This window comes from Pseudomonas fluorescens (assembly GCF_902497745.1).
Classification (GTDB): Bacteria; Pseudomonadota; Gammaproteobacteria; order Pseudomonadales; family Pseudomonadaceae; genus Aquipseudomonas; species Aquipseudomonas fluorescens_BM.
In genome coordinates, this window is record NZ_CABVHJ010000003.1 from 46,192 (window position 1) to 65,904 (window position 19,713).

General features: G+C 57.8%; 15 protein-coding genes and 1 pseudogene. 13 read left to right on the forward strand and 3 right to left on the reverse strand.

Annotated features, from left to right (window positions below):
• The 5 genes and pseudogenes from F8N44_RS31260 to F8N44_RS05340 form a co-directional block, all read left to right on the forward strand.
• Positions 1-466, forward strand: a pseudogene (locus F8N44_RS31260) (calcium-binding protein); the annotation flags it as partial.
• Between the two features lie 172 nt (positions 467-638).
• Positions 639-2,489 (forward strand): hypothetical protein, encoded by a 1,851-nt coding sequence (locus tag F8N44_RS05325; RefSeq protein ID WP_150649611.1) that lies wholly within the window; start codon positions 639-641, stop codon positions 2,487-2,489.
• 232 nt (positions 2,490-2,721) lie between these two features.
• The gene (locus F8N44_RS05330) at positions 2,722-4,452 is read left to right on the forward strand and encodes a hypothetical protein (protein WP_150649612.1); all 1,731 of its coding nucleotides are present in this window, start codon (positions 2,722-2,724) and stop codon (positions 4,450-4,452) included.
• Positions 4,453-4,544: 92 nt separating this feature from the next.
• Positions 4,545-6,395: a hypothetical protein gene (locus tag F8N44_RS05335; RefSeq protein ID WP_150649613.1), complete on the forward strand. Its 1,851-nt coding sequence runs from the start codon at positions 4,545-4,547 to the stop codon at positions 6,393-6,395.
• A 49-nt stretch (positions 6,396-6,444) separates the two neighbouring features.
• Positions 6,445-8,331 (forward strand): hypothetical protein, encoded by a 1,887-nt coding sequence (locus F8N44_RS05340; RefSeq protein WP_150649614.1) that lies wholly within the window; start codon positions 6,445-6,447, stop codon positions 8,329-8,331.
• A gap of 178 nt (positions 8,332-8,509) precedes the next feature.
• On the opposite strand, the gene uraH is transcribed toward F8N44_RS05340, so the two are convergent.
• Entirely contained in the window at positions 8,510-8,863 is a 354-nt protein-coding gene (gene uraH / locus F8N44_RS05345) for a hydroxyisourate hydrolase (RefSeq protein WP_003223171.1), read from the reverse strand.
• 420 nt (positions 8,864-9,283) lie between these two features.
• On the opposite strand from uraH, the gene puuE reads away from it, so the two are divergent.
• The 8 genes from puuE to F8N44_RS05390 all read left to right on the forward strand — a co-directional run bounded on the left by puuE (position 9,284) and on the right by F8N44_RS05390 (position 17,439).
• The gene (gene puuE / locus F8N44_RS05355) at positions 9,284-10,210 is read left to right on the forward strand and encodes an allantoinase PuuE (protein ID WP_077571773.1); all 927 of its coding nucleotides are present in this window, start codon (positions 9,284-9,286) and stop codon (positions 10,208-10,210) included.
• The gene (gene uraD, locus F8N44_RS05360; protein WP_150649616.1) at positions 10,207-10,722 is read left to right on the forward strand and encodes a 2-oxo-4-hydroxy-4-carboxy-5-ureidoimidazoline decarboxylase; all 516 of its coding nucleotides are present in this window, start codon (positions 10,207-10,209) and stop codon (positions 10,720-10,722) included. The genes puuE and uraD overlap by 4 nt, the downstream gene beginning before the upstream one ends.
• 87 nt (positions 10,723-10,809) lie before the next feature.
• The gene (gene alc, locus F8N44_RS05365; RefSeq protein WP_123467405.1) at positions 10,810-11,805 is read left to right on the forward strand and encodes an allantoicase; all 996 of its coding nucleotides are present in this window, start codon (positions 10,810-10,812) and stop codon (positions 11,803-11,805) included.
• 119 nt (positions 11,806-11,924) lie between these two features.
• The gene (locus F8N44_RS05370) at positions 11,925-12,428 is read left to right on the forward strand and encodes an ureidoglycolate lyase (RefSeq protein ID WP_077571770.1); all 504 of its coding nucleotides are present in this window, start codon (positions 11,925-11,927) and stop codon (positions 12,426-12,428) included.
• Between the two features lie 51 nt (positions 12,429-12,479).
• On the forward strand, positions 12,480-13,793 hold the full coding sequence (locus F8N44_RS05375; RefSeq protein WP_150649617.1) for a urate hydroxylase PuuD: 1,314 nt from the start codon (positions 12,480-12,482) through the stop codon (positions 13,791-13,793).
• A 166-nt stretch (positions 13,794-13,959) separates the two neighbouring features.
• Positions 13,960-15,318 carry a nucleobase:cation symporter-2 family protein gene (locus tag F8N44_RS05380; protein WP_150649618.1) on the forward strand — a complete coding sequence of 453 codons (1,359 nt, stop codon included), beginning with the start codon at positions 13,960-13,962 and terminating at the stop codon, positions 15,316-15,318.
• Between the two features lie 176 nt (positions 15,319-15,494).
• Positions 15,495-16,280: an outer membrane protein OmpK gene (locus F8N44_RS05385; RefSeq protein WP_150649619.1), complete on the forward strand. Its 786-nt coding sequence runs from the start codon at positions 15,495-15,497 to the stop codon at positions 16,278-16,280.
• 373 nt (positions 16,281-16,653) lie between these two features.
• Complete coding sequence (locus tag F8N44_RS05390) at positions 16,654-17,439, forward strand: outer membrane protein OmpK (RefSeq protein WP_095119997.1); 786 nt, start codon at positions 16,654-16,656, stop codon at positions 17,437-17,439.
• Between the two features lie 88 nt (positions 17,440-17,527).
• On the opposite strand, the gene F8N44_RS05395 is transcribed toward F8N44_RS05390, so the two are convergent.
• Together F8N44_RS05395 and F8N44_RS05400 are read right to left on the reverse strand one after the other, a co-directional pair.
• Positions 17,528-18,685 (reverse strand): patatin-like phospholipase family protein, encoded by a 1,158-nt coding sequence (locus F8N44_RS05395; protein WP_150649620.1) that lies wholly within the window; start codon positions 18,683-18,685, stop codon positions 17,528-17,530.
• 35 nt (positions 18,686-18,720) lie between these two features.
• Positions 18,721-19,653, reverse strand: coding sequence for a lipid A biosynthesis lauroyl acyltransferase (locus tag F8N44_RS05400; RefSeq protein WP_095114336.1), 933 nt, complete (start codon positions 19,651-19,653; stop codon positions 18,721-18,723).
• Positions 19,654-19,713: the final 60 nt, after the last annotated feature.

Below are 19,713 nucleotides of genomic sequence, written 5' to 3' on the forward strand. Positions count from 1 at the left end.
TTGGGATCTCGATGCGACAACACTTGGCAAGGTCGAGATCAGACTGGAAAACAATCAGTTGCATGTCGGCACCTGCATCGTTCATCTGCCCGATTACGAAAGCGAAGACCTGATCGATCAGGTTCGCGTCATCACAGAAAAAGGTGTCGTCCATACCGTCGACCTTTCCTTCGACAGGGTTTACCTGGACGGTCTGGATGCGCGGTTCTTTGAAGAGCCCGACTCGGCAACAGCCTTGCCCGACGCCTTTGCGGCCATGGCCAATAAAGAGGCCAAAGTGAGAAACATCGTCCTTGCCGACAACCGCCCCGGGGCGCTGAGTTACAGCTTCCCCGCGCACGGCTGGATCCTGCGCAGCGACAAATCTCGCGTTGAATACTCCCGACTGCAGGTGATCAACCGCTGCAGCCATCAAGATCCCAACCTGTTTACGCGACAGCCCTTGATAAATGTGCCTCCCGCTTAACGCACCACATATCAGTCAAATCTAATCATCACGTGCGCACTCCGAAGTTGAGGTAGCCCAACTTCTGCATCGCTATCCCAGCCTGAAGTTTCGGGAGGTAGACGAGTGCGCCTGAAAAATGCAGCGAGGCACTTGCGTGCGTTGCGCATCATCCCTCAAAGAGTAATTTCACATGGCCAAACCACCCAAGAAAATTCCGGTGACAGCAGCAGCCGAGACGACTGTTACAACGAGACCTGCGCAGTCAGGCTCGGGTAGCCGTGTTACTGCAAACCTGCCTGACACCCTAACGTCTGGCGTCGATTCGACCACGGGTTCACAGCCCCCCGGCACCTCCACCAATCGGCCGCCCGCCGTCATCGTCAACGAAATACCCGATACCTACAGGGCCGCCCGCAGCGCTATCGCCTGGCCTCAGGACCGATTGCACGAACTGACACCGCACGGAGAAAACACCGGCTTGTTCACCGGGCCGGATCAGCGGACCTACGCGCAAATCGGCAGCGAAGGCCGGTTCATCGTCGAGCGGGACTTGCAAGGCAACTATTACGTTCCGCTAACCTTTGCGCCTGGTGTTCCCGGTCCGGTGCTGACCAAGATTGAAGGCCAGGCCAGTTGGCACATTCAGCGTCCGGGCTGGCAATCGACACAATCTCGGTCCGGTACGCCCGCCACGCCACAAACCCTCTCCTACCTTGCGCCCGATGACGCACAAACGCTGACCCGAGCAGAACTCTCGTCGGGCGGAATCCGTTACAACAAACTCAAACACACCTTCGTCGATACGGCAGAAGGCACGGTCATGGTGCGGAAAAATCAACAAGGTGATTACCAACTGACTTCGGCGACAAGCAGGGACTTGCCCGAAGTGTTTTTTGAACAGATTCCCGGAACGGTACTCTGGCGCCTGAAGAAACCAGACTCTCCCTCCACTGAACGTCCTGCTGAAGACAGGTCTCGGCCGATTGCCGACGCAGACCAAGCGCAACCCGGCCCGAGCAAACGCGCCCGGGTCGACGAACCCGAAGATCCAGTACCACCGACAAGCCTCGATACCAGCGTCCCCGCCGATCAAACACCGTTTTTCTGGTTACCCTGGGGCCATCTGAACAAGCCGCCAGTGGTCGAATCCGTCCAGCTCGGCTGGTTTCATTATCCGATTGTGCCCATCGGCTCCAACCGCAACCCCAAAGTCTACTTTGTGCGGCATCCTGACTTTGCGCCAGCAGGCTTCGATGCGTTTGAACAAATGCTGCGTATGGCGCCCTTGTTGCAACCTGTGGCAACGTTTCGCATCGGTAACGATCCCGGAGAGATAAACCCCGGCAAACGTTTTTTTGATGAACCGATATCGCAGTCAGTTGCCAATGCATTCCCCGACTTTTCTGATACCACTGCCTACACAGTCGCCAGAAAACTGTTTGAACTGGCGGACAACTCACCGAAGATTACCGGCACCGGACTCATCAATATTCAGGCAGTCCTGCATCAGTGGAGACAACGACCGTTTGGCACCGCTCCTGCGTACGCCGACCCACTGAACATGTTGTCTGTGGCGCCGTCCATCGACATCAACGGAAAAAAACTTATCCGTATGCCCTCCCAGGTCGACGGCGAACTGCAACGACTCACCTTCGATCCACAGCGTTTTCCCATCGAATGGAATCACTACACAACCTATCCGACAGATCTGAACCTCAGACGCCTGCTCGGCGCCCTGTTGGTACGCGGCGGCTACGACGTCTTTCCCCTGACTCACGAGCATCGCATGCCAACCCTGGTATTCCGGCGCGAATCCCATGACCCGATTTATTTCATGAAGCTGGGGGCAGTGGAACATGTCGGCCTGTCCCACACCCCAGGCAATGAGCTGGCAGAACCAAGCTTGCCGGCCCGAATTGGCAAAGAGGCGTTTGTTGCCCTGACAACCGCGAATGCACAAAACAAAGTGGTCTGGCTCATCGGGGGAGTATTGAAGGTCGAGTCCACTCCGGATTCGGTGTTCATCATCAGAGAGCGCTGAGTTCCCTCTGCCACTCGCGCCGGGCCCTGCCGGGGCGAGTTGGCACACCGCCAGAGCACCTCGTAACACCGTGCAGCATTTGCCCTCATCGCAATACATATATACCGCACATCAGAGGCTTCATTTCACGACCATGGCCCTCCGGAGTCACTGGCCAGGCGATTGCAAAGTGGCGACCTGATCATCTGCCCCTATGCAAACGACTGGATCAACAATCCAAAGGAGTCATTCAATGGCCAAACCACCCAAGAAAATTCCGCGCACGCTTCCACTCGACTCACACGCGACATCCGTCGAGCATCCAAACAATCCTCTCGGGGCCAATACCGGCGAATCCGTTCATCCTGCTCCAGGCACCGCCAACGTGCCTGCCTTAGCCGAATCGTCATCGCCCAATGCCTTGCCGGCTGCACCCGAACCCCGCTCCACTGTCACGACCCACCCCTTACCGCCCGAATCTTCCCAGCGCCCCTCAGTCATCGTCCATCACTTTCCGGTGGGTTCAACGCTTGCAAACGCCGCGGAGTGGGTAGCCCTGCACTTCAGCGAAAACCAGCAGGCCGCCGTCGCAAGCACCTCCACCAGAGAGCGAGCGCAGCACCCGGTGTTTATCAACGCCCAATCGGCAAGCCGACTGAAGTTGCAGCCGGACACCGAAGAAGGTTTTCGATACGACAAACGCAAGAAAGCCTATGTCGAAATGCCCGGCGGCATGGTCATGGTGGGCCGAGCCCCGGACGGCTGGCGACAGACGCACGCCGGGGAATCGACACCGACGGGAGAGAGGGTTGAACAGATTCCCGGCACAAAGCTTTGGCGTGAAACCGACGTTTCGCAACCCCGCCATCAAGCCTTGACCGATCCAGTGTCCACTGAAACGACTGAGCCCGTGCCCGGCCCGAGCAGGCCGCCGCGCCTCGACGAACACACCCATGTTGCAACCGATACAAGAGCGCTGGTCGAACATCTTTTCTCCCAGCAGAGCGTCGCATTGGACCTGTCCGCAGGTCAGTGGAGAAACTGGGGAAAAGCCAAAAAACCCGACTCAGGCGAGTCAATAGAAATCGACGGCCAGCACTTCCAGATTGTCGCTCAAGGTGTACGCGCCGATACCGGGCTGGTCTATTTGCAACACCCCGGATCTTCACTGGACAGCTTTGACGCTTTCGAAAACATGCTGCGTCATGAACCTTCCCGTCAGCCGAAATGGGCGCTCAAACGCCATGGCCAATGGAAGGTTCTGGATAACCATGCGCCGTTCGAAATGTCCGCCAACGAATATGTTTCCACCGCTTACAACTATCTGTCGGCACAGTCGACCAGCAACCTCGCCAGAGCAGTATTCGATCGGGTCTCCCTGCCTCAAGGACTGAATGCTTACGGACTGTCGGTGATGGCGCGGACATTTCGCCACTGGGTAGATCGGGTGAATAACGAACCACCGATTCACAGCCTGTCGGACCCATTGGTGATGCTACCAAAACTGCCGACAACGCCCGGCAACCTGCCAAGCGGCGGCTTGCTCACGTTGCCTGCGCACAATTCAGCGGTGCTGCAGCGCCTGGATTTCGATCCACAACGGTTCCCTCTGGAATGGGCTCCTTACGCAGCGGCACCTACGCCCGGAAACCTGCGTGCATTGCTGGTGAACGTCTTGCAACACAACGGTTACAGCGTCAATCCGACCACACGCAGGCTCAGCGAGGGTGCATTGATTTTTCACCGTCCACGCGTTGCCGCCATATTCGTATTGAAACTGCCGCACATCGCTGAAAATCAGGTGCTTCGCACAACTCCCGCCGGCTCAGAACTCACCGACCCTACCTTTCTGACCAGGCTCAGCGCGGAGCAAAAACAGAAGCTGGACAGCCATCTGGTTCATAACGAAGTCATCCATCTGGTGGGGGGCATACAACATGTTTCCCCGGATAACCCGACGCTCTTCATTGTGAGAGAGGGCTGAGCCCTGCCGAACATATGACCGGCGCGTCCGCAAGCGCCAGTGGACAAGCCACAGCCTGAACACCTCACCTTTCAAATAGCGAGATTTACTTTATGGTCAAACCACCGAAACGTGTGGCCGGGGTTACTGCGCCCGATTTACATCCAAACACCGGGAGCCCTTCCCACAGATTCCCCGGCGAAAACCAGTCAAGCTCAGAATCCTCCGCAAGCCTGCCGGCCCTCTCTACGCGCCCACCGTCTGTGCAGGTCAACGAGATTGCTGCACCTCACTCACGGATCGAGGCCGCGCTGCGATCAATCACCTGGCCTGCCGATCAAGTACATCTGCTACAACGTCTGGATCCCGACAGCGGACTGTTCACCAGCCCGGATGGCAAGCTGTACGCCCACGTTGAAAATGAAGGACATCTGTTGGTCGAAATCCATCACGATGGCCGCTACCAGATCCCCTTCCGCTTCGCCCCGCATTTGCCTGGCCCCTTCCTGATCAAGACAGAGCGCCAGCCTGTCTGGAGTTTCGAGCGACCGAACTGGCTCGCACACAATGCTGAAAGCGACAGACGAAATGCCACCGCCGAGGGTCTCCTGGCGGAGCAGCCGATCTACCTCGCCCCCGATGATGCCGCCATGCTCTCTCCTGGCCTGCAAACACCGGATGGAATCCGCTACGACAAGCACCGCAAAACCTATATCGATACCACTGAAGGAACCGTCATGGTGCGTAAAAACGCCAACGGTCAGTATCAGCAAACCTCCGCGACCGTGCGCGACGTCTCGCCTTTATTGTTTGAACAGATTCCCGAGACGCGACTGTGGCGTCGCAAAACCGAGCAAACCGATTCTGTACCGGAGCAGTCGCAACAGGAAAAACGCAAAGCCTCAACCGATACATCGGAGCCCATGGCCGGCTCAAGCAAGCGACGGCATCAGGAAGAAGGGACTGATGCCACCCACGCGCTGACCGAGAGTTTGCTATCGGCCAATCCCGACGCGATCAACCTGAGTTTCGGCTTATGGCGAAACTGGGGACACAACGTGCGCCCACAATCGGGCCAGCATATCGAAATAGACGGGCAGTTTTACCGGGTGATGCAACAGGACTTGAGTGCCAACTCGCAACTGGTTTATCTGCAACATCCGTTGTTCTCACCCGCCTTGTACGACACCTTCGAATACATGCTGCGGGATAACCCGTCGTTGCAGCCGAAATGGGCGATTAAACGAAACAGCCAATGGACGGTACTGGACAGCGTCGTGCCCTTTGAGATGCCGATCACTCAGTACATCTCCAGAACCTTCAAATATCTCTCGGATCAATCGGTCAACTCACTCGCCCGAGCCATGTTCAATCAGGCGAACCGATCCGAAATCATCAGTGCTCCCGGTTTGGCGTTGATGAATCAGGTGTTTCGTTATTGGGCCAACAGGGATCAGCGCAGAGCGCCGCGTCGAGAACTGGCTGACCCGTTACTCATGTTGCGCCCTGTTTCCGGACTGGAAGAAACCCTGGCGATTCCCTCCTCGCTGGGTGAAGGCTTGATGCGCCTGGATTTTGATCCCGGACGTTTTTCCAGGCACTGGAACGAATACGCCGCAGCGCCAACTGCGCTCAACTTGCGAAGGCTGTTCAGTCAGCTTCTGGAAAATGATGGTTACGTGCTGAATCCCCTGACAAGCACGTTTGCCGAGAACGAACTGCTCTTTTACCGCAAGAAAATCGATCACGTATTTGCGCTGAAACTGCCCCCGCTTATTAACGGGAGGTTGCAGCGATTTCAGCCTGAGCGTTTTCAACGCAGTGAGGTCGTGGTGCAAACATCCATCAGCGAACCAAAGCCACTGTCGGCTTACAGCAAAGATAAAAAGATCAGCTACCTGCTCGGCGGAATCCAGACAGATGTTCTGGGACAGACAACGCTGTTCATTTTCAAAGACAAATGAACAAGCAGGGCAGTGAGCAGAAAAACATGAGTCGCTCAGAGGCACTTCAATGACCAAACCTACAAAGACCACGGGTCGCTCTAAATCGCCCGATACCTCGACTATCAATAGTTCCGAGGCTGGCAGTGGCAGCCTGAAAAACACCGGTAGTCCTGAAATTTTCGCGCAAGGTACTCATCGACCGGTCGACACTTCCACTCCACACACGACTGGCAGCGAAGTGGTGGGCGACCCACGTGTTGTGGTGAGTTACTTAACGGATCCGGTGCTCGCCAAAGCCAATGCCAGACTGGCGGAGATATCCCTGCCGGTATTACAAACCCATCTGCTGACGCCGCACAAATCCGTCGACGGGTTATTCGTGGCCCCGGGCGGTCAGACTTACGCGCACCTGGAAGACGGCCATCATTACCGGGTTGAACTCAACACCGCCGGTGACTACCAGATACCCTGGCCCGCAGCGCCAGGTGTGACACCACCGATTCTGAAAAAAGTTGACGGGCAGTCACGTTGGCGCGTCGAGGCACAGTGGTACAAGGCCCAATCCAGACAGAGGAATCTGTCAGCGCAACAACGGACTGCCGAACAGGTACAGGAAATCATCCTTGTCGACCCGCACCTGGCGACCCTTCTCCCTGCCGCGCAGGAGTCTCTGGACGGCATTCGCAAAGGACCGCGCGGGAAAACCTATGTCGATATCGCCGACGGAACCATCCTGGTTCGCAGGAATGAACAAGGCGAATACAAACTGGCTTCTGCAACAACGATCAATGTGCCGGATATAACCTTCGAGCAGATTCCGGGGCAATTCGTCTGGCGCCGCAAATCGAAGACCAATACCGATCCACACCAAGCTCCACAGCCAGGCAGCTCTCGTGCCCTCACCCAGTCAGAAAAGCCCGGCCCGAGCCCACGTAAGCGCCCTCGACTGCCTGAAGACAGTGATCCTCTTAATCCCTTCGTACTCATGGGCATCAGTGAATTATGGAAAGGCTGGGGAACTACGAAGATACCGTCCGCCGGCGACTCCATCGAAATCAGCGGCAAGCACTTTGCGATCCTTGACCAGCCAACCTACGCGGTTGACGGTTTTGCCTTCATCAAACCTCCACAGTTTTCTGCTACTCGTTTCGATGCTTTCGAACAGTTGCTGCTGACCCATTCTGAGTTACAACCCCGGGGTGTGGTGAAGTTGGCGGACAATACGGGGCACGGCAGTGAAGCATGGAGAATCGTCGAGAGTCGGCCATTTGAAAAAAGCCTGACTCAATATGTCAGCGACCAGTTCCCCTACCTTTCTGATCACTCTGCCAGTAAAGCCGCACGGGAGATGTTCAATCGGGCCAGTCACTCCGACAAAATAACAGGGCCCGGGATCAGTGCGTTGTTCGAGACTTTCAAGTACTGGGAAAATCGCTCTGTTTTGATGGGCGATAACAAAGTCGTTCGCCAGGATTTGAGCGACCCGCTGATGCTCCTCTCGCCGCTTGCGGTCGACGTACATGGCTACATGCGTATGCCGCTACCGTCCACTGAAGGTCTGCAAAGAATCGACTTCAATCCGAAACTGCTGTCCGGCTCGCAACATCAAAGGGGTGGCCGAACAACGCGGACACTTTTCAAAGATCTTCTCAGCGCACACGGCTACTTCATTGCCCATGATTTTGGCGCTAGCCTGGGGAATGCCTTGTTGATCAAGCGAACGGGAGTTGATCCTGTTTTCATCATGTTCATGGACAGGATTCAAAACAACACTGTTTTTCTCCCTGATCCAGTTGCCTGGCTGAATAAAAGAGTATTGGTCGACAACATGGATACCCATGTCAAAGACGACCTGATGGAGCATTTGCACACGAACAGGGTGATTTTTTTGCTGGGCACCAACGAGCCTCTCCCTACTCACGAACACAACCTTATCGTCACCCGACACAGCTGAATGAGCTGACAACCAACGATTACCCGAGCACACAGCAACGCGCTCCGGAGCTCTCTGGAGCGTACGCGGGCAGATCGACACAAAATGCAGGCATAAAAAAAGCCCGCAGTGTGAGCGGGCGAAAGACCAAAGAAGCTATATGCGCAGTCGCTTCCCGGTGGGGGCAGCTGCTTGGGGGTCAGCTGCCCCGGTACGTGGAATAGCTGTACGGCGAAATCAGCAATGGCACATGGTAGTGATCCTGTTCGGCAGAAATGCCGAAGCGCAGCACAACCACGTCCAGAAATGCCGGTTCCGGTAACTGAACGCCACGGGCGCGGTAGTAATCGCCCGCGTGGAACTGAACCTGATAAACGCCGGTGCGATAATCGTCGCCTTGCAGCAGCGGCGCATCGACCCGGCCATCGCTGTTGGTTATCGCACTGGCGACCAATTCCAGGTGCGAACCTTCAACGCGGTACAGCTCGACCTTGATCGAACTGCCCGGGCAACCGTGTGCAGCGTCCAAAACGTGTGTAGTCAAACGTCCCATTGATTCTGCGCGCCTGCCTGCGTCGAGCAGTCAGACTTCGCGCCTCCCGAAGTCAGTTGAAAAGGAGACCGCACCGATTCGGAGCACGAAACGCTGCGGCGAGCGATTGATTAAGACACTTTCCAAAAAAATTGTACACAATAAAAACGACATTTTTCACACCACCCCCGCCATTCGGGGGTTTCCTCGCGTTCTGCCAGCAACCTGCCTATTCATTGAACCTCCTATCCATTAGCTGACTGGTCAGGCAGGTTTCTTGCAGGCTCACGCCAATAGCAGTAAAAGATGACAGTCGGTGAAAAATGCGAAAATTCAGACTTACAAAATGCGAATAAAGTTGTATACAATCAGTCCATCGCTGTGACGCCAGCCTGCCAGGCCGCCACACAAATCTGTCAACGAACAAGAAGGAAGACTGCAGTGAGCGCTGACTATCCACGCGACCTGATCGGTTACGGCAGTAACCCTCCTCACCCACACTGGCCGGGCAATGCCCGCATCGCCTTGTCGTTCGTACTCAATTACGAAGAAGGCGGCGAGCGCAATATTCTGCACGGCGACAAAGAATCCGAAGCGTTCCTTTCCGAAATGGTTGCTGCTCAGCCGCTGCAAGGTGCGCGCAACATGAGCATGGAATCGCTTTACGAGTATGGCAGCCGCGCTGGCGTCTGGCGGATCCTGAAACTGTTCAAGGAATTCGACATTCCGTTGACTATCTTCGCCGTCGCCATGGCCGCTCAGCGCCATCCGGACGTGATCCGTGCGATGGTCGATGCCGGCCACGAAATTTGCAGCCACGGCTACCGCTGGATCGACTACCAGTACATGGACGAAGCGCAGGAACGCGAGCACATGCTCGAAGCGATCCGCGTCCTCACCGAAATCACCGGCGAGCGCCCACTGGGCTGGTACACCGGCCGCACTGGCCCGAACACCCGTCGTCTGGTCATGGAAGAAGGTGGTTTCCTCTACGACTGCGACACCTACGACGATGACCTGCCCTACTGGGAACCGAACAACCCGACCGGCAAGCCGCATCTGGTGATCCCGTACACCCTCGACACCAACGACATGCGCTTCACCCAGGTGCAGGGTTTCAACAAGGGTGACGACTTCTTCGAATACCTCAAAGACGCGTTCGACGTGCTCTATGCCGAAGGCGCTGAAGCACCGAAGATGCTCTCGATCGGCCTGCACTGCCGCCTGATCGGCCGTCCGGGTCGCATCGCTTCGCTCAAACGCTTTATCGAATACGCTAAAAGTCATGAACAGGTTTGGTTCAGCCGTCGCGTCGACATCGCGCGTCACTGGCACGAAACCCAGCCGTACCAAGGGGCCGCGAAATGAGCCGCTTTCAAACCCTGCAACCGTCGACCCTGAGCCGCGACGCTTTCGTCAAAGCCTTCGCCGACATCTACGAACATTCGCCATGGGTAGCCGAGAAGGCCTACGACCTGGGCGCGGACGCTTCGATCGACGAGATCGAAACCCTGCACCAGCGCATGAGCGACATCCTGTTGAGCGCCGATCACGCCAGTCAGCTGGCCCTGATCAACGCTCACCCGGACCTGGCCGGCAAAGCTGCCGTCCAGGGCCAACTGACCGAAGCCAGCACCAATGAACAGGCTGGCGCCGGTATTCACCAATGCACGGCCGAAGAGTTCCAGCGCTTCACCGAGCTGAACGACGCCTACAAAGCCAAGTTCAAGTTTCCCTTCATCATGGCGGTAAAAGGCAGCAACCGGCATCAGATCCTCGCGGCGTTCGAAACGCGTATTCACAACTCGCAAGACATCGAGTTCAAATGCGCGCTGGCGGAGATCAACAAGATCGCCCTGTTCCGTTTACTGACTCTTTAGCAAGCCTGGCCCGAGCATGTCAGACGCGGAGAATGCCCAGGGCCTCGCAAGCATCCCCAGCCACTTATTCAAAGGCAGACAAGAAGAATGAAAGCTTACGCCGTACCTTTCGAAAAATTCGTCAACCTGGCCGATGCCCGTCTGGGCACCAAAATCATCTCGGTCACCGATGACTGGTTCGCAGACGCCAATCGTCTGTTCCAACCGACCCCGGCCGTATGGAAGGAGGGCGTGTTCGATGACAACGGCAAGTGGATGGACGGCTGGGAATCGCGCCGCAAGCGCTTCGAAGGCTTCGACAGCGCAGTGATCCGTCTGGGCGTACCGGGCTCTATCAAAGGCGTGGACATCGACACTTCATTCTTCACCGGCAACTTCCCGCCATCGGCCTCTCTGGAAGCGTGCTTCCTGGCGTCGGGCGAGCCTGATGAAAACACCCAGTGGACGGAAGTGCTGTCGGCCGTCGAGCTGCAGGGCAACAGCCACCACTACCACGAAATCAGCAACGACCAGGCGTTCAGCCACCTGCGCTTCAACATCTACCCGGACGGCGGTGTCGCCCGTCTGCGCGTGTACGGCATTCCGTTCCGCGACTGGTCCGCTGTTGGCGATAACGAGCAAGTCGATCTGGCAGCAGCCCTCAATGGTGGCCGCGCCCTCGCCTGCTCCGACGAACACTTCGGCCGCATGAGCAACATCCTCAACCCGGGCCGTGGCATCAACATGGGCGACGGCTGGGAAACTGCACGTCGTCGCACGCCGGGCAATGATTGGGTAATCGTCGCGCTGGGCCACCCGGGCGAGATCGAGAAGATCATCGTCGACACCCTGCATTTCAAAGGCAACTACCCGGACACTTGCTCGATCCAGGGCGCGTTCGTCAAGGGCGGTACTGACAGCCAGATCGAAACCCAATCGCTGTTCTGGCGTGAACTGCTGCCAAGCCAGAAGCTGGAAATGCACGCCGAACACACCTTCGTCGAGCAGATCAAGGCGCTGGGCCCGATCACCCACATCCGCCTGAATGTGTTCCCGGATGGTGGTGTGAGCCGCCTGCGCGTTCTCGGCAAGGTCGCTAAATAAGGTTGAACCCATTCGCGAGCAGGCTCGCTCCCACATTTGGAATGCATTCCCCTGTGGGAGCGAGCCTGCTCGCGAAGGCGTCAGAACAGTCAACACAGAATTCGGAAAAGAAGAACAGCATGCGCACACTAACGATTGAACCGCTGAGCAAAGAAGCCTTCGCCCCTTTCGGTGACGTGATCGAAACCGACGGCAGCGATCACTTCATGATCAACAACGGTTCGACCATGCGCTTCCATAAACTGGCGACGGTCGAAACCGCTCAGCCTGAGGACAACGCGATCATCAGCATCTTCCGCGCCGACGCGCAGGACATGCCGCTGACCGTTTGCATGCTGGAACGCCATCCGCTGGGCAGCCAGGCTTTCATACCGCTGCTCGGCAACCCCTTTCTGATCGTGGTCGCGCCAATTGGCGATGAACCTGTATCAGGCTTGGTCCGCGCCTTCGTCACCAACGGCAGGCAGGGCATTAATTACCATCGCGGCGTCTGGCACCACCCGGTGCTGACGATCGAAAAGCGGGATGACTTCCTGGTGGTTGATCGCAGTGGCACAGGCAATAACTGCGATGAGCATTTTTTCAAAGAGGATGAGCGTTTGATCCTCGCCCCCCACCAATAAGAGAAGGTCTGATCACTCGACAACAAGAGTGACAGGCGAGAGGTAAAGACTGTGGAAGCACATCTGTTGGAATGGCTGAACCTGAGCGTGCGCTGGGTTCACATGATTACTGGCGTGGCCTGGATCGGCGCGTCGTTCTACTTCGTCTGGCTGGAGAACAACCTCAACCGCGTCAACCCGAAAACCGGCCTGGCCGGTGACCTGTGGGCGATCCACGGTGGCGGCATCTATCACCTGGAAAAATACAAACTGGCCCCGCCGGCGATGCCGGAGAACCTGCACTGGTTCAAGTGGGAAGCCTACTTCACCTGGATGTCGGGGATCGCGCTGCTGTGCGTGGTGTTCTACTCCAATCCAACGCTCTACCTGCTGGCTCCGGGCAGCACCCTGAGCGGCCCTGAAGGCGTGGCCATCGGTATCGGCTCGCTGTTTATCGGCTGGTTCATCTACTCCTTCCTGTGCGACTCGGCCCTGGGCAAACGCCCTGCTCTGCTCGGTTTCATTCTGTTCGTGCTGATCATCGGCGCGGCGTATGGCTTCAGCAAAGTGTTCAGCGGTCGTGGTGCGTACCTGCATGTCGGCGCGATCATCGGCACCATCATGGTCGGCAACGTGTTCCGCATCATCATGCCGGCGCAGCGTGCACTGGTCGCGGCGATTGCCGAGAACCGCACGCCGGATCCGGCGCTGCCAGCCAAAGGCTTGCTGCGTTCGCGTCACAACAACTACTTCACCCTGCCGGTGCTGTTCATCATGATCAGCAACCACTTCCCGAGCACCTATGGCAGCCAGTACAACTGGTTGATCCTGGCCGGGATCGCGGTGTTGGCGGTGTTGGTGCGTCACTACTTCAACACCCGTCACGACAGCCACAAGTTTGCCTGGACCCTGCCAGTGGCAGCGGTGGGCATGATCAGTCTGGCGTACGTCACCGGCCCGATGCCGATGTCGACCGCGCCGGAAGTGGCCAAAGCGCCAGCGAAAATCGAGTACCAACCACTGCCGGAAACGGCATTGGGCGGTGGCTTGAAACCGGCTGAAGCGGCGGCACCTGCTGCTCCGGCAACCCCTGCCGCAGCACCGGCGCAAGCCTCCAACGCAGGTCCGGCCTTTGACAAAGTGCACAACGTGATTCAAGAACGTTGCGCGGTTTGCCACTCGGCCAAACCAACCAGTCCGTTGTTCAGCGCAGCTCCGGCGGGTGTGATGCTCGACACCCCTGAGCAGATCCGTCAGAACGCGGCACGCATCCAGGCGCAAGCCATCACCACGCAGATCATGCCACTGGGCAACATCACGCAGATGACCCAGCAGGAACGTGACCTGATCGGTGCATGGATCGCCCAGGGAGCACAGACCAACTAAGCAACAAAGCTTCGCGAGCAGGCTCGCCCCCACAAGGAGACCTTCAATCCCTGTGGGAGCGAGCTTGCTCGCGAATGGCCGCAACGCGGTTTACCTGATGCAAAGAAACAGCTGTGAGCAACCCGGCAGCTGTTAATCACAAGAATAAAAAGATCCGAGGTGTTGCATGTCCGAGCTGTCCAAAGCGCGCATCCCCGACGCACCCGCCATTCAGCGATTGCCCCTTTTGCAACTGATCCTGGTCGGTTTGCAACATGTTCTGCTGATGTACGGTGGTGCCATCGCGGTGCCGCTGATCATTGGACAGGCCGCTGGCCTGAGTCGTGAAGAAATTGCCTTTCTGATCAACGCCGACCTGCTGGTCGCCGGTATCGCCACCATCGTGCAATCCTTAGGAATAGGCCCGATGGGCATTCGCATGCCGGTGATGATGGGTGCCAGTTTTGCCGCTGTCGGCAGCATGGTCGCCATGGCCGGCATGCCCGGTATCGGCCTGCAAGGCATCTTCGGTGCGACGATCGCTGCCGGTTTCTTCGGCATGCTCATCGCGCCGTTCATGTCCAAGGTCGTACGCTTCTTCCCGCCGCTGGTGACCGGCACGGTCATCACCTCGATCGGTTTGTCGCTGTTCCCCGTGGCCGTGAACTGGGCCGGTGGCGGTGCCGCCGCAGCGCAATTCGGCTCACCGATTTATCTGGCCATCGCCGCTCTGGTATTGGGCACTATCCTGCTGGTCCACCGCTTTATGCGCGGTTTCTGGGTCAACATTTCCGTACTGATCGGCATGTGCTTCGGCTACCTGCTGTGCGGCGCGATCGGCATGGTCGACCTGAGTGGCATGGCCAACGCGCCATGGATTCAGTTCGTCACCCCGCTGCATTTCGGCATGCCGAAATTCGAACTCGCGCCGATCCTGTCGATGTGTCTGGTAGTCGTGATCATCTTCGTAGAATCCACCGGCATGTTCCTCGCGCTGGGCAAGATTACCGGCCAGGAAGTCTGCCCGCGCATGCTGCGTCGCGGCTTGCTGTGTGATGCCGGTGCCTCGTTTGTCGCTGGTTTCTTTAACACGTTCACCCACTCCTCGTTCGCGCAGAACATCGGTCTGGTGCAGATGACCGGAGTACGTTGCCGCTCGGTGACCATCGTTGCCGGTGGCTTGCTGATCGTGTTGAGCCTGCTGCCGAAAGCAGCGTTTCTGGTGGCGTCGATTCCACCGGCGGTACTCGGCGGCGCGGCGATTGCGATGTTCGGCATGGTCGCAGCGACCGGCATCAAGATCCTGCAGGAAGCCGACATCGGTGACCGTCGCAACCAGTTGCTGGTCGCGGTGAGCATAGGCATGGGCTTGATCCCGGTAGTGCGTCCAGAGTTCTTCGCGCATCTGCCGATGTGGATGAGCCCGATTACCCACAGCGGCATCGCCATGGCCACGCTCAGTGCGCTGACGCTGAACCTGCTGTTCAACATTCTCGGCGGCAAAGAGCGCGCAGCGATCAACGACTGCCACGCCCACCAGCACTGACGGAGTCACCACAAAACCCTGTGGGAGCGAGCTTGCTCCGGGCGGCGTTCCGACGAAAGCGGTATGACATTCAACCCATCAGTTGACTGAAAGAACGCCTTCGCGAGCAGGCTCGCTCCCACAGGGGCTAAGCAACCGCTCTGCGCCTCAACAATAAAAACAAGAGGGAGCAACAGATGATTCGCACGCAGACCAACGTTCTGTTGAGTGGCGGCCTGCTGGCCGCGAGTCAGGCCATGGCCGGCGATTTACTGCTGTGGCAAACCAACAGCCTCAGCTACCTGTACGGCAAGAACTTCGCGATCAACCCGTCGATCCAGCAGACGCTGACCTTCGAGCACGCCGACAAGTGGAAGTACGGCGACAACTTCCTGTTCGTCGACAAAATCTTCTACAACGGCAAAGAAGACGCGAACAAAGGCCCCCACGCCTTCTATGGTGAATTCACCCCGCGCTTCTCGTTCGGCAAGATCTTCGACCAGAAACTCGAGTTCGGCCCGATCAAGGACGTGTTGCTGGCAATGACCTACGAATACGGCGAAGGCGACAGCGAGGCTTATCTGATCGGCCCCGGCTTCGACCTCAAGGTGCCCGGCTTCAACTACGTCACCCTGAACATCTTCCGCCGTCAGACCGAAGGCCCGCGTCCCGGCGATGGCGTCTGGCAGATCACCCCAGCGTGGTCCTACAGCTTCCCGCTGGGCAATTCCGATGTGCTGATCGACGGCTACCTCGATTGGGTAGTCGACAACGATGAGAACTCGCGCGGCACCTACCACGCCAACCTGCACATCAATCCGCAGATCAAATATGACTTGGGCAAAGCCTTGGGCTGGAGCCACAAGCAACTGTATGTCGGCACCGAATACAGCTATTGGAAAAACAAATACGGCGTCGAAAACACACACAACTTCGACACCAATCAAAACACCGCCAGCCTGCTGGTCAAGGTGCACTTTTAAGATGGCCCGCAACCGTGCCCCATGCCTGTCGTCGGTGCTCTGTTGCGGGGCACTTGAGACCTGGCCGTTGAGTCAGTATTCTCCGCGGCCTCATGAATTCGGTCTAAAAAAAAGCCCGGATTTAATTCCTGACCGAAAAGCCAACTTATCCCGGCCCCGGTCAGTACCGAGGCATCCCGAAAACACACTCAATCGACTGTTTTGCAGCAGCCGAGCGGGTGTTTTTTTGCTTTTCGAAAGCCTTGGCTCGGCTCTTGCTAACAGCAACGAAGCTGACCGATCGGATGACTTTTGCAGCAACGAAAAAAGGCGCCACACCAGAGCGCCGATCTTAAAAAAATAAACGTGGAACACCTACTTTGGGAGCAACCGAATGAAACGTATGTGCACCAGCCTGATGCTCGCGGGATCGATGTTGGCCGGCGGCCAGGCCATGGCCGAGGGTCTGCTGCAGTGGCAGAACAACAGCCTGACCTACCTGTATGGCAAGGACTTCCAGGTCAACCCGCGCATCCAGCAGACCGTCACTTTCGAACACGCCGACGCGTGGACGTACGGCGACAACTTCTTCTTCTTCGACAAGATCTTCTACAACGGTGGCAAGGACTTCAGCAACGGTCCGAACACCTACTACGGTGAGTTCAGCCCGCGCATCTCGCTGGGCAAAGTGCTCGACCAGAAGATCGAGTTCGGCCCGATCAAAGACGTGCTGGTGGCGATGACTTACGAGTTCGGCGAAGGCGACACCGAGTCGTACCTGATCGGTCCAGGCTTCGACCTGGCGATCCCGGGCTTCGACTACTTCCAGTTGAACTTCTATCAGCGCCACACCCAGGGCGCTCGCGCCGGCGACAACGTCTGGCAGATCACCCCGGTCTGGTCCTACACCATCCCGGTCGGCAAGTCGGACATCCTGATCGACGGCTTCATGGACTGGGTCACCGACAACGACTCCAACTCCAAAGGCGATTACCACGCCAACCTGCACTTCAACCCACAGGTCAAATACGACTTGGGCAAGGCGTTGAGTTTCGGCGAGAAGCAGTTGTATGTCGGTGTTGAATACGACTACTGGAAAGACAAGTACGGCATCGACGACACCGGTGCGTTCAAGACCAATCAGAGCACCACGAGCTTCCTGGTGAAGTTCCACTTCTGATAAAAATCAAAAGATCGCAGGCTTCGCCAGCTCCTACAGGGATAGCGCATTCCAATGTAGGAGCTGCCGAAGGCTGCGATCTTTTGCTTTAAAATGGCAATCCCAAAAACCGGCAAAGCTCCTCGCGCTTGGCCAGCGCATCCCTGCGCCCCAGATCAATCAACTCGCTGCAATACCCCGCCTCGAACAGCAGATAACTCAACACCCCTGCCCCACTGGTCTTGGTCGCCCCAGGCCCACGCAAGAACAAGCGCAACGCCGCCGGCAACTCCTGACGATGCCGCGCGGCAATCTCATCGATCGGCTGACTCGGCGAAATCACCAGCACCTCCACCGGCGCCACACCCAGCTCGCGGGTCGGCGTGCCGGCGGGCATCAAGTGGCTGAACTGGTTCAGACGCTGGAGCAACTCGATGTCGCTCTCGAGGCTGTCGATGAACGTACTGTTGAGCATGTGCCCGCCAATCTGCGCCAGCGTCGGCTGTTGCCCCGTGTAGGCGCGCTCCAGTGGCTGCTGCGGATCAAACCCGCGAGGGTTGCCGCTGACACCCACCACCAGCACCCGGCTCGCCCCTAAGTGCAGCGCCGGGCTGATCGGTGCCGATTGCCGCACCGCGCCATCGCCAAAGTATTCATCGCCAATTTTCACCGGCGCGAACAGCAACGGAATCGCCGAACTGGCGAGCAAGTGATCCACCGACAGTTGCGTCGGCACACCAATACGCCGATGCCGCAACCACGCATCAATCGTGCCGCCGCCCTGATAGAACGTCACCGCTTGCCCCGACTCGTAGCCGAACGCCGTCACCGCCACCGCATGCAATTGCTTGCGCGCGATGGATTCGGCGATGCCGGGCATGTGCAGTTTTTCACTGAGCAGTTTGCGCAGCGGTGAGCTGTTGAGTAGCGCCACCGGTAGTTGCCGCCCCATCCCCAACAAGCTGTGGCTGACAAAGCGGCTGGCCTGACGAATAACGCCGGGCCAGTCACTGCGTAGCACGCGATGGCTGCGAAAGCCTTGCCAGAACAAGGTGAGACGCTCGATGGCGGCGCGAAAGTCTGTAGCACCACTGGCGAGGCTGACGGCGTTGATCGCCCCGGCCGAAGTGCCGACGATCACCGGAAACGGATTGTCCGCACCCAACGGCAGCAATTCGGCAATCGCCGCCAACACGCCCACCTGATACGCCGCCCGAGCCCCGCCGCCGGAAAGAATCAAACCTGTGACCGGTTCAGCTGGGCTCATCGCAACGCTCCATGGTGCTTATAGGGGTGGGTCAATCAACCGCGTTTGGCGTACAGCTTCGGCTCGCCCGGTGGCCGGCTCTTGAAGCGTCGATGCGCCCACAGATACTGCTCGGGGCAGGCACGCAAGGCGCTCTCGACCCATTGATTGATGCGGATGCAGTCGGCCTCTTCGGTTTCGCCGGGGAAATCTTCCAGCGGCGGATGAATCACCAGCCGATAACCGCTGCCGTCAGCCAGACGCTCTTGAGTGAACGGCACCACCAGCGCTTTACCCAAACGAGCAAACTTGGTGGTCGCCGTCACGGTCGCCGCCTGAATGCCGAACAGCGGCACGAAGATGCTCTGCTTGGCGCCGTAGTCCTGATCCGGTGCGTACCAGATCGCGCGACCAGAGCGCAGCAACTTGAGCATGCCGCGCACGTCGTCGCGCTCCACCGCCAGCGAATCGAGGTTATGCCGCTCACGGCCCTGACGCTGAACATAGTCAAACAACGGATTCTTGTGTTCGCGGTACATGCCGTCGATTGTGTGCTGCTGACCGAGCAACGCCGCGCCGATTTCCAGCGTGGTGAAATGCGCCGCCATCAGGATCACGCCTTTGCCTTCGCGCTGGGCCTTTTGCAAATGCTCCAGGCCTTCGACGTGGGCAAGCTTGGCCAGACGTTCACGCGACCACCACCAGCTCATGGCCATTTCAAAAAAGGCGATGCCGGTGGAGGCGAAGTTTTCCTTGAGCAGACGTTTGCGCTCGGCGGCGGATTTTTCCGGGAAGCACAGCTCAAGATTGCGCTTGGCGATGCGCCGCCGGTCGCCGGCCACGCGATACATCAAGGCGCCCAAAACTCGACCGATGGTCAGCAAGGCCGGATAAGGCAGCTGCACGATCAGCCACAAAAGCCCCAAGCCGCACCAGAGCGGCCAGAAGCGTGGCGATAAAAATGCTTTTCGAAAACGCGGGCGATCCATTAAAGCTTCCGTAAATACAGTGGCCGCGCATTCTACATCGTTCGACCCGGCTTGCGGCCT

Bases quoted from the DNA above. Each gene is read 5' to 3' on its own strand.
- F8N44_RS05325 (WP_150649611.1), top strand. From the start codon at position 639: ATGGCCAAACCACCCAAGAAAATTCCGGTGACAGCAGCAGCCGAGACG.
- F8N44_RS05330 (WP_150649612.1), top strand. From the start codon at position 2,722: ATGGCCAAACCACCCAAGAAAATTCCGCGCACGCTTCCACTCGACTCA.
- F8N44_RS05335 (WP_150649613.1), top strand. From the start codon at position 4,545: ATGGTCAAACCACCGAAACGTGTGGCCGGGGTTACTGCGCCCGATTTA.
- F8N44_RS05340 (WP_150649614.1), top strand. From the start codon at position 6,445: ATGACCAAACCTACAAAGACCACGGGTCGCTCTAAATCGCCCGATACC.
- uraH (WP_003223171.1), bottom strand. From the start codon at position 8,863: ATGGGACGTTTGACTACACACGTTTTGGACGCTGCACACGGTTGCCCG.
- uraD (WP_150649616.1), top strand. From the start codon at position 10,207: ATGAGCCGCTTTCAAACCCTGCAACCGTCGACCCTGAGCCGCGACGCT.
- alc (WP_123467405.1), top strand. From the start codon at position 10,810: ATGAAAGCTTACGCCGTACCTTTCGAAAAATTCGTCAACCTGGCCGAT.
- F8N44_RS05370 (WP_077571770.1), top strand. From the start codon at position 11,925: ATGCGCACACTAACGATTGAACCGCTGAGCAAAGAAGCCTTCGCCCCT.
- F8N44_RS05380 (WP_150649618.1), top strand. From the start codon at position 13,960: ATGTCCGAGCTGTCCAAAGCGCGCATCCCCGACGCACCCGCCATTCAG.
- F8N44_RS05385 (WP_150649619.1), top strand. From the start codon at position 15,495: ATGATTCGCACGCAGACCAACGTTCTGTTGAGTGGCGGCCTGCTGGCC.
- F8N44_RS05390 (WP_095119997.1), top strand. From the start codon at position 16,654: ATGAAACGTATGTGCACCAGCCTGATGCTCGCGGGATCGATGTTGGCC.
- F8N44_RS05395 (WP_150649620.1), bottom strand. From the start codon at position 18,685: ATGAGCCCAGCTGAACCGGTCACAGGTTTGATTCTTTCCGGCGGCGGG.
- F8N44_RS05400 (WP_095114336.1), bottom strand. From the start codon at position 19,653: ATGGATCGCCCGCGTTTTCGAAAAGCATTTTTATCGCCACGCTTCTGG.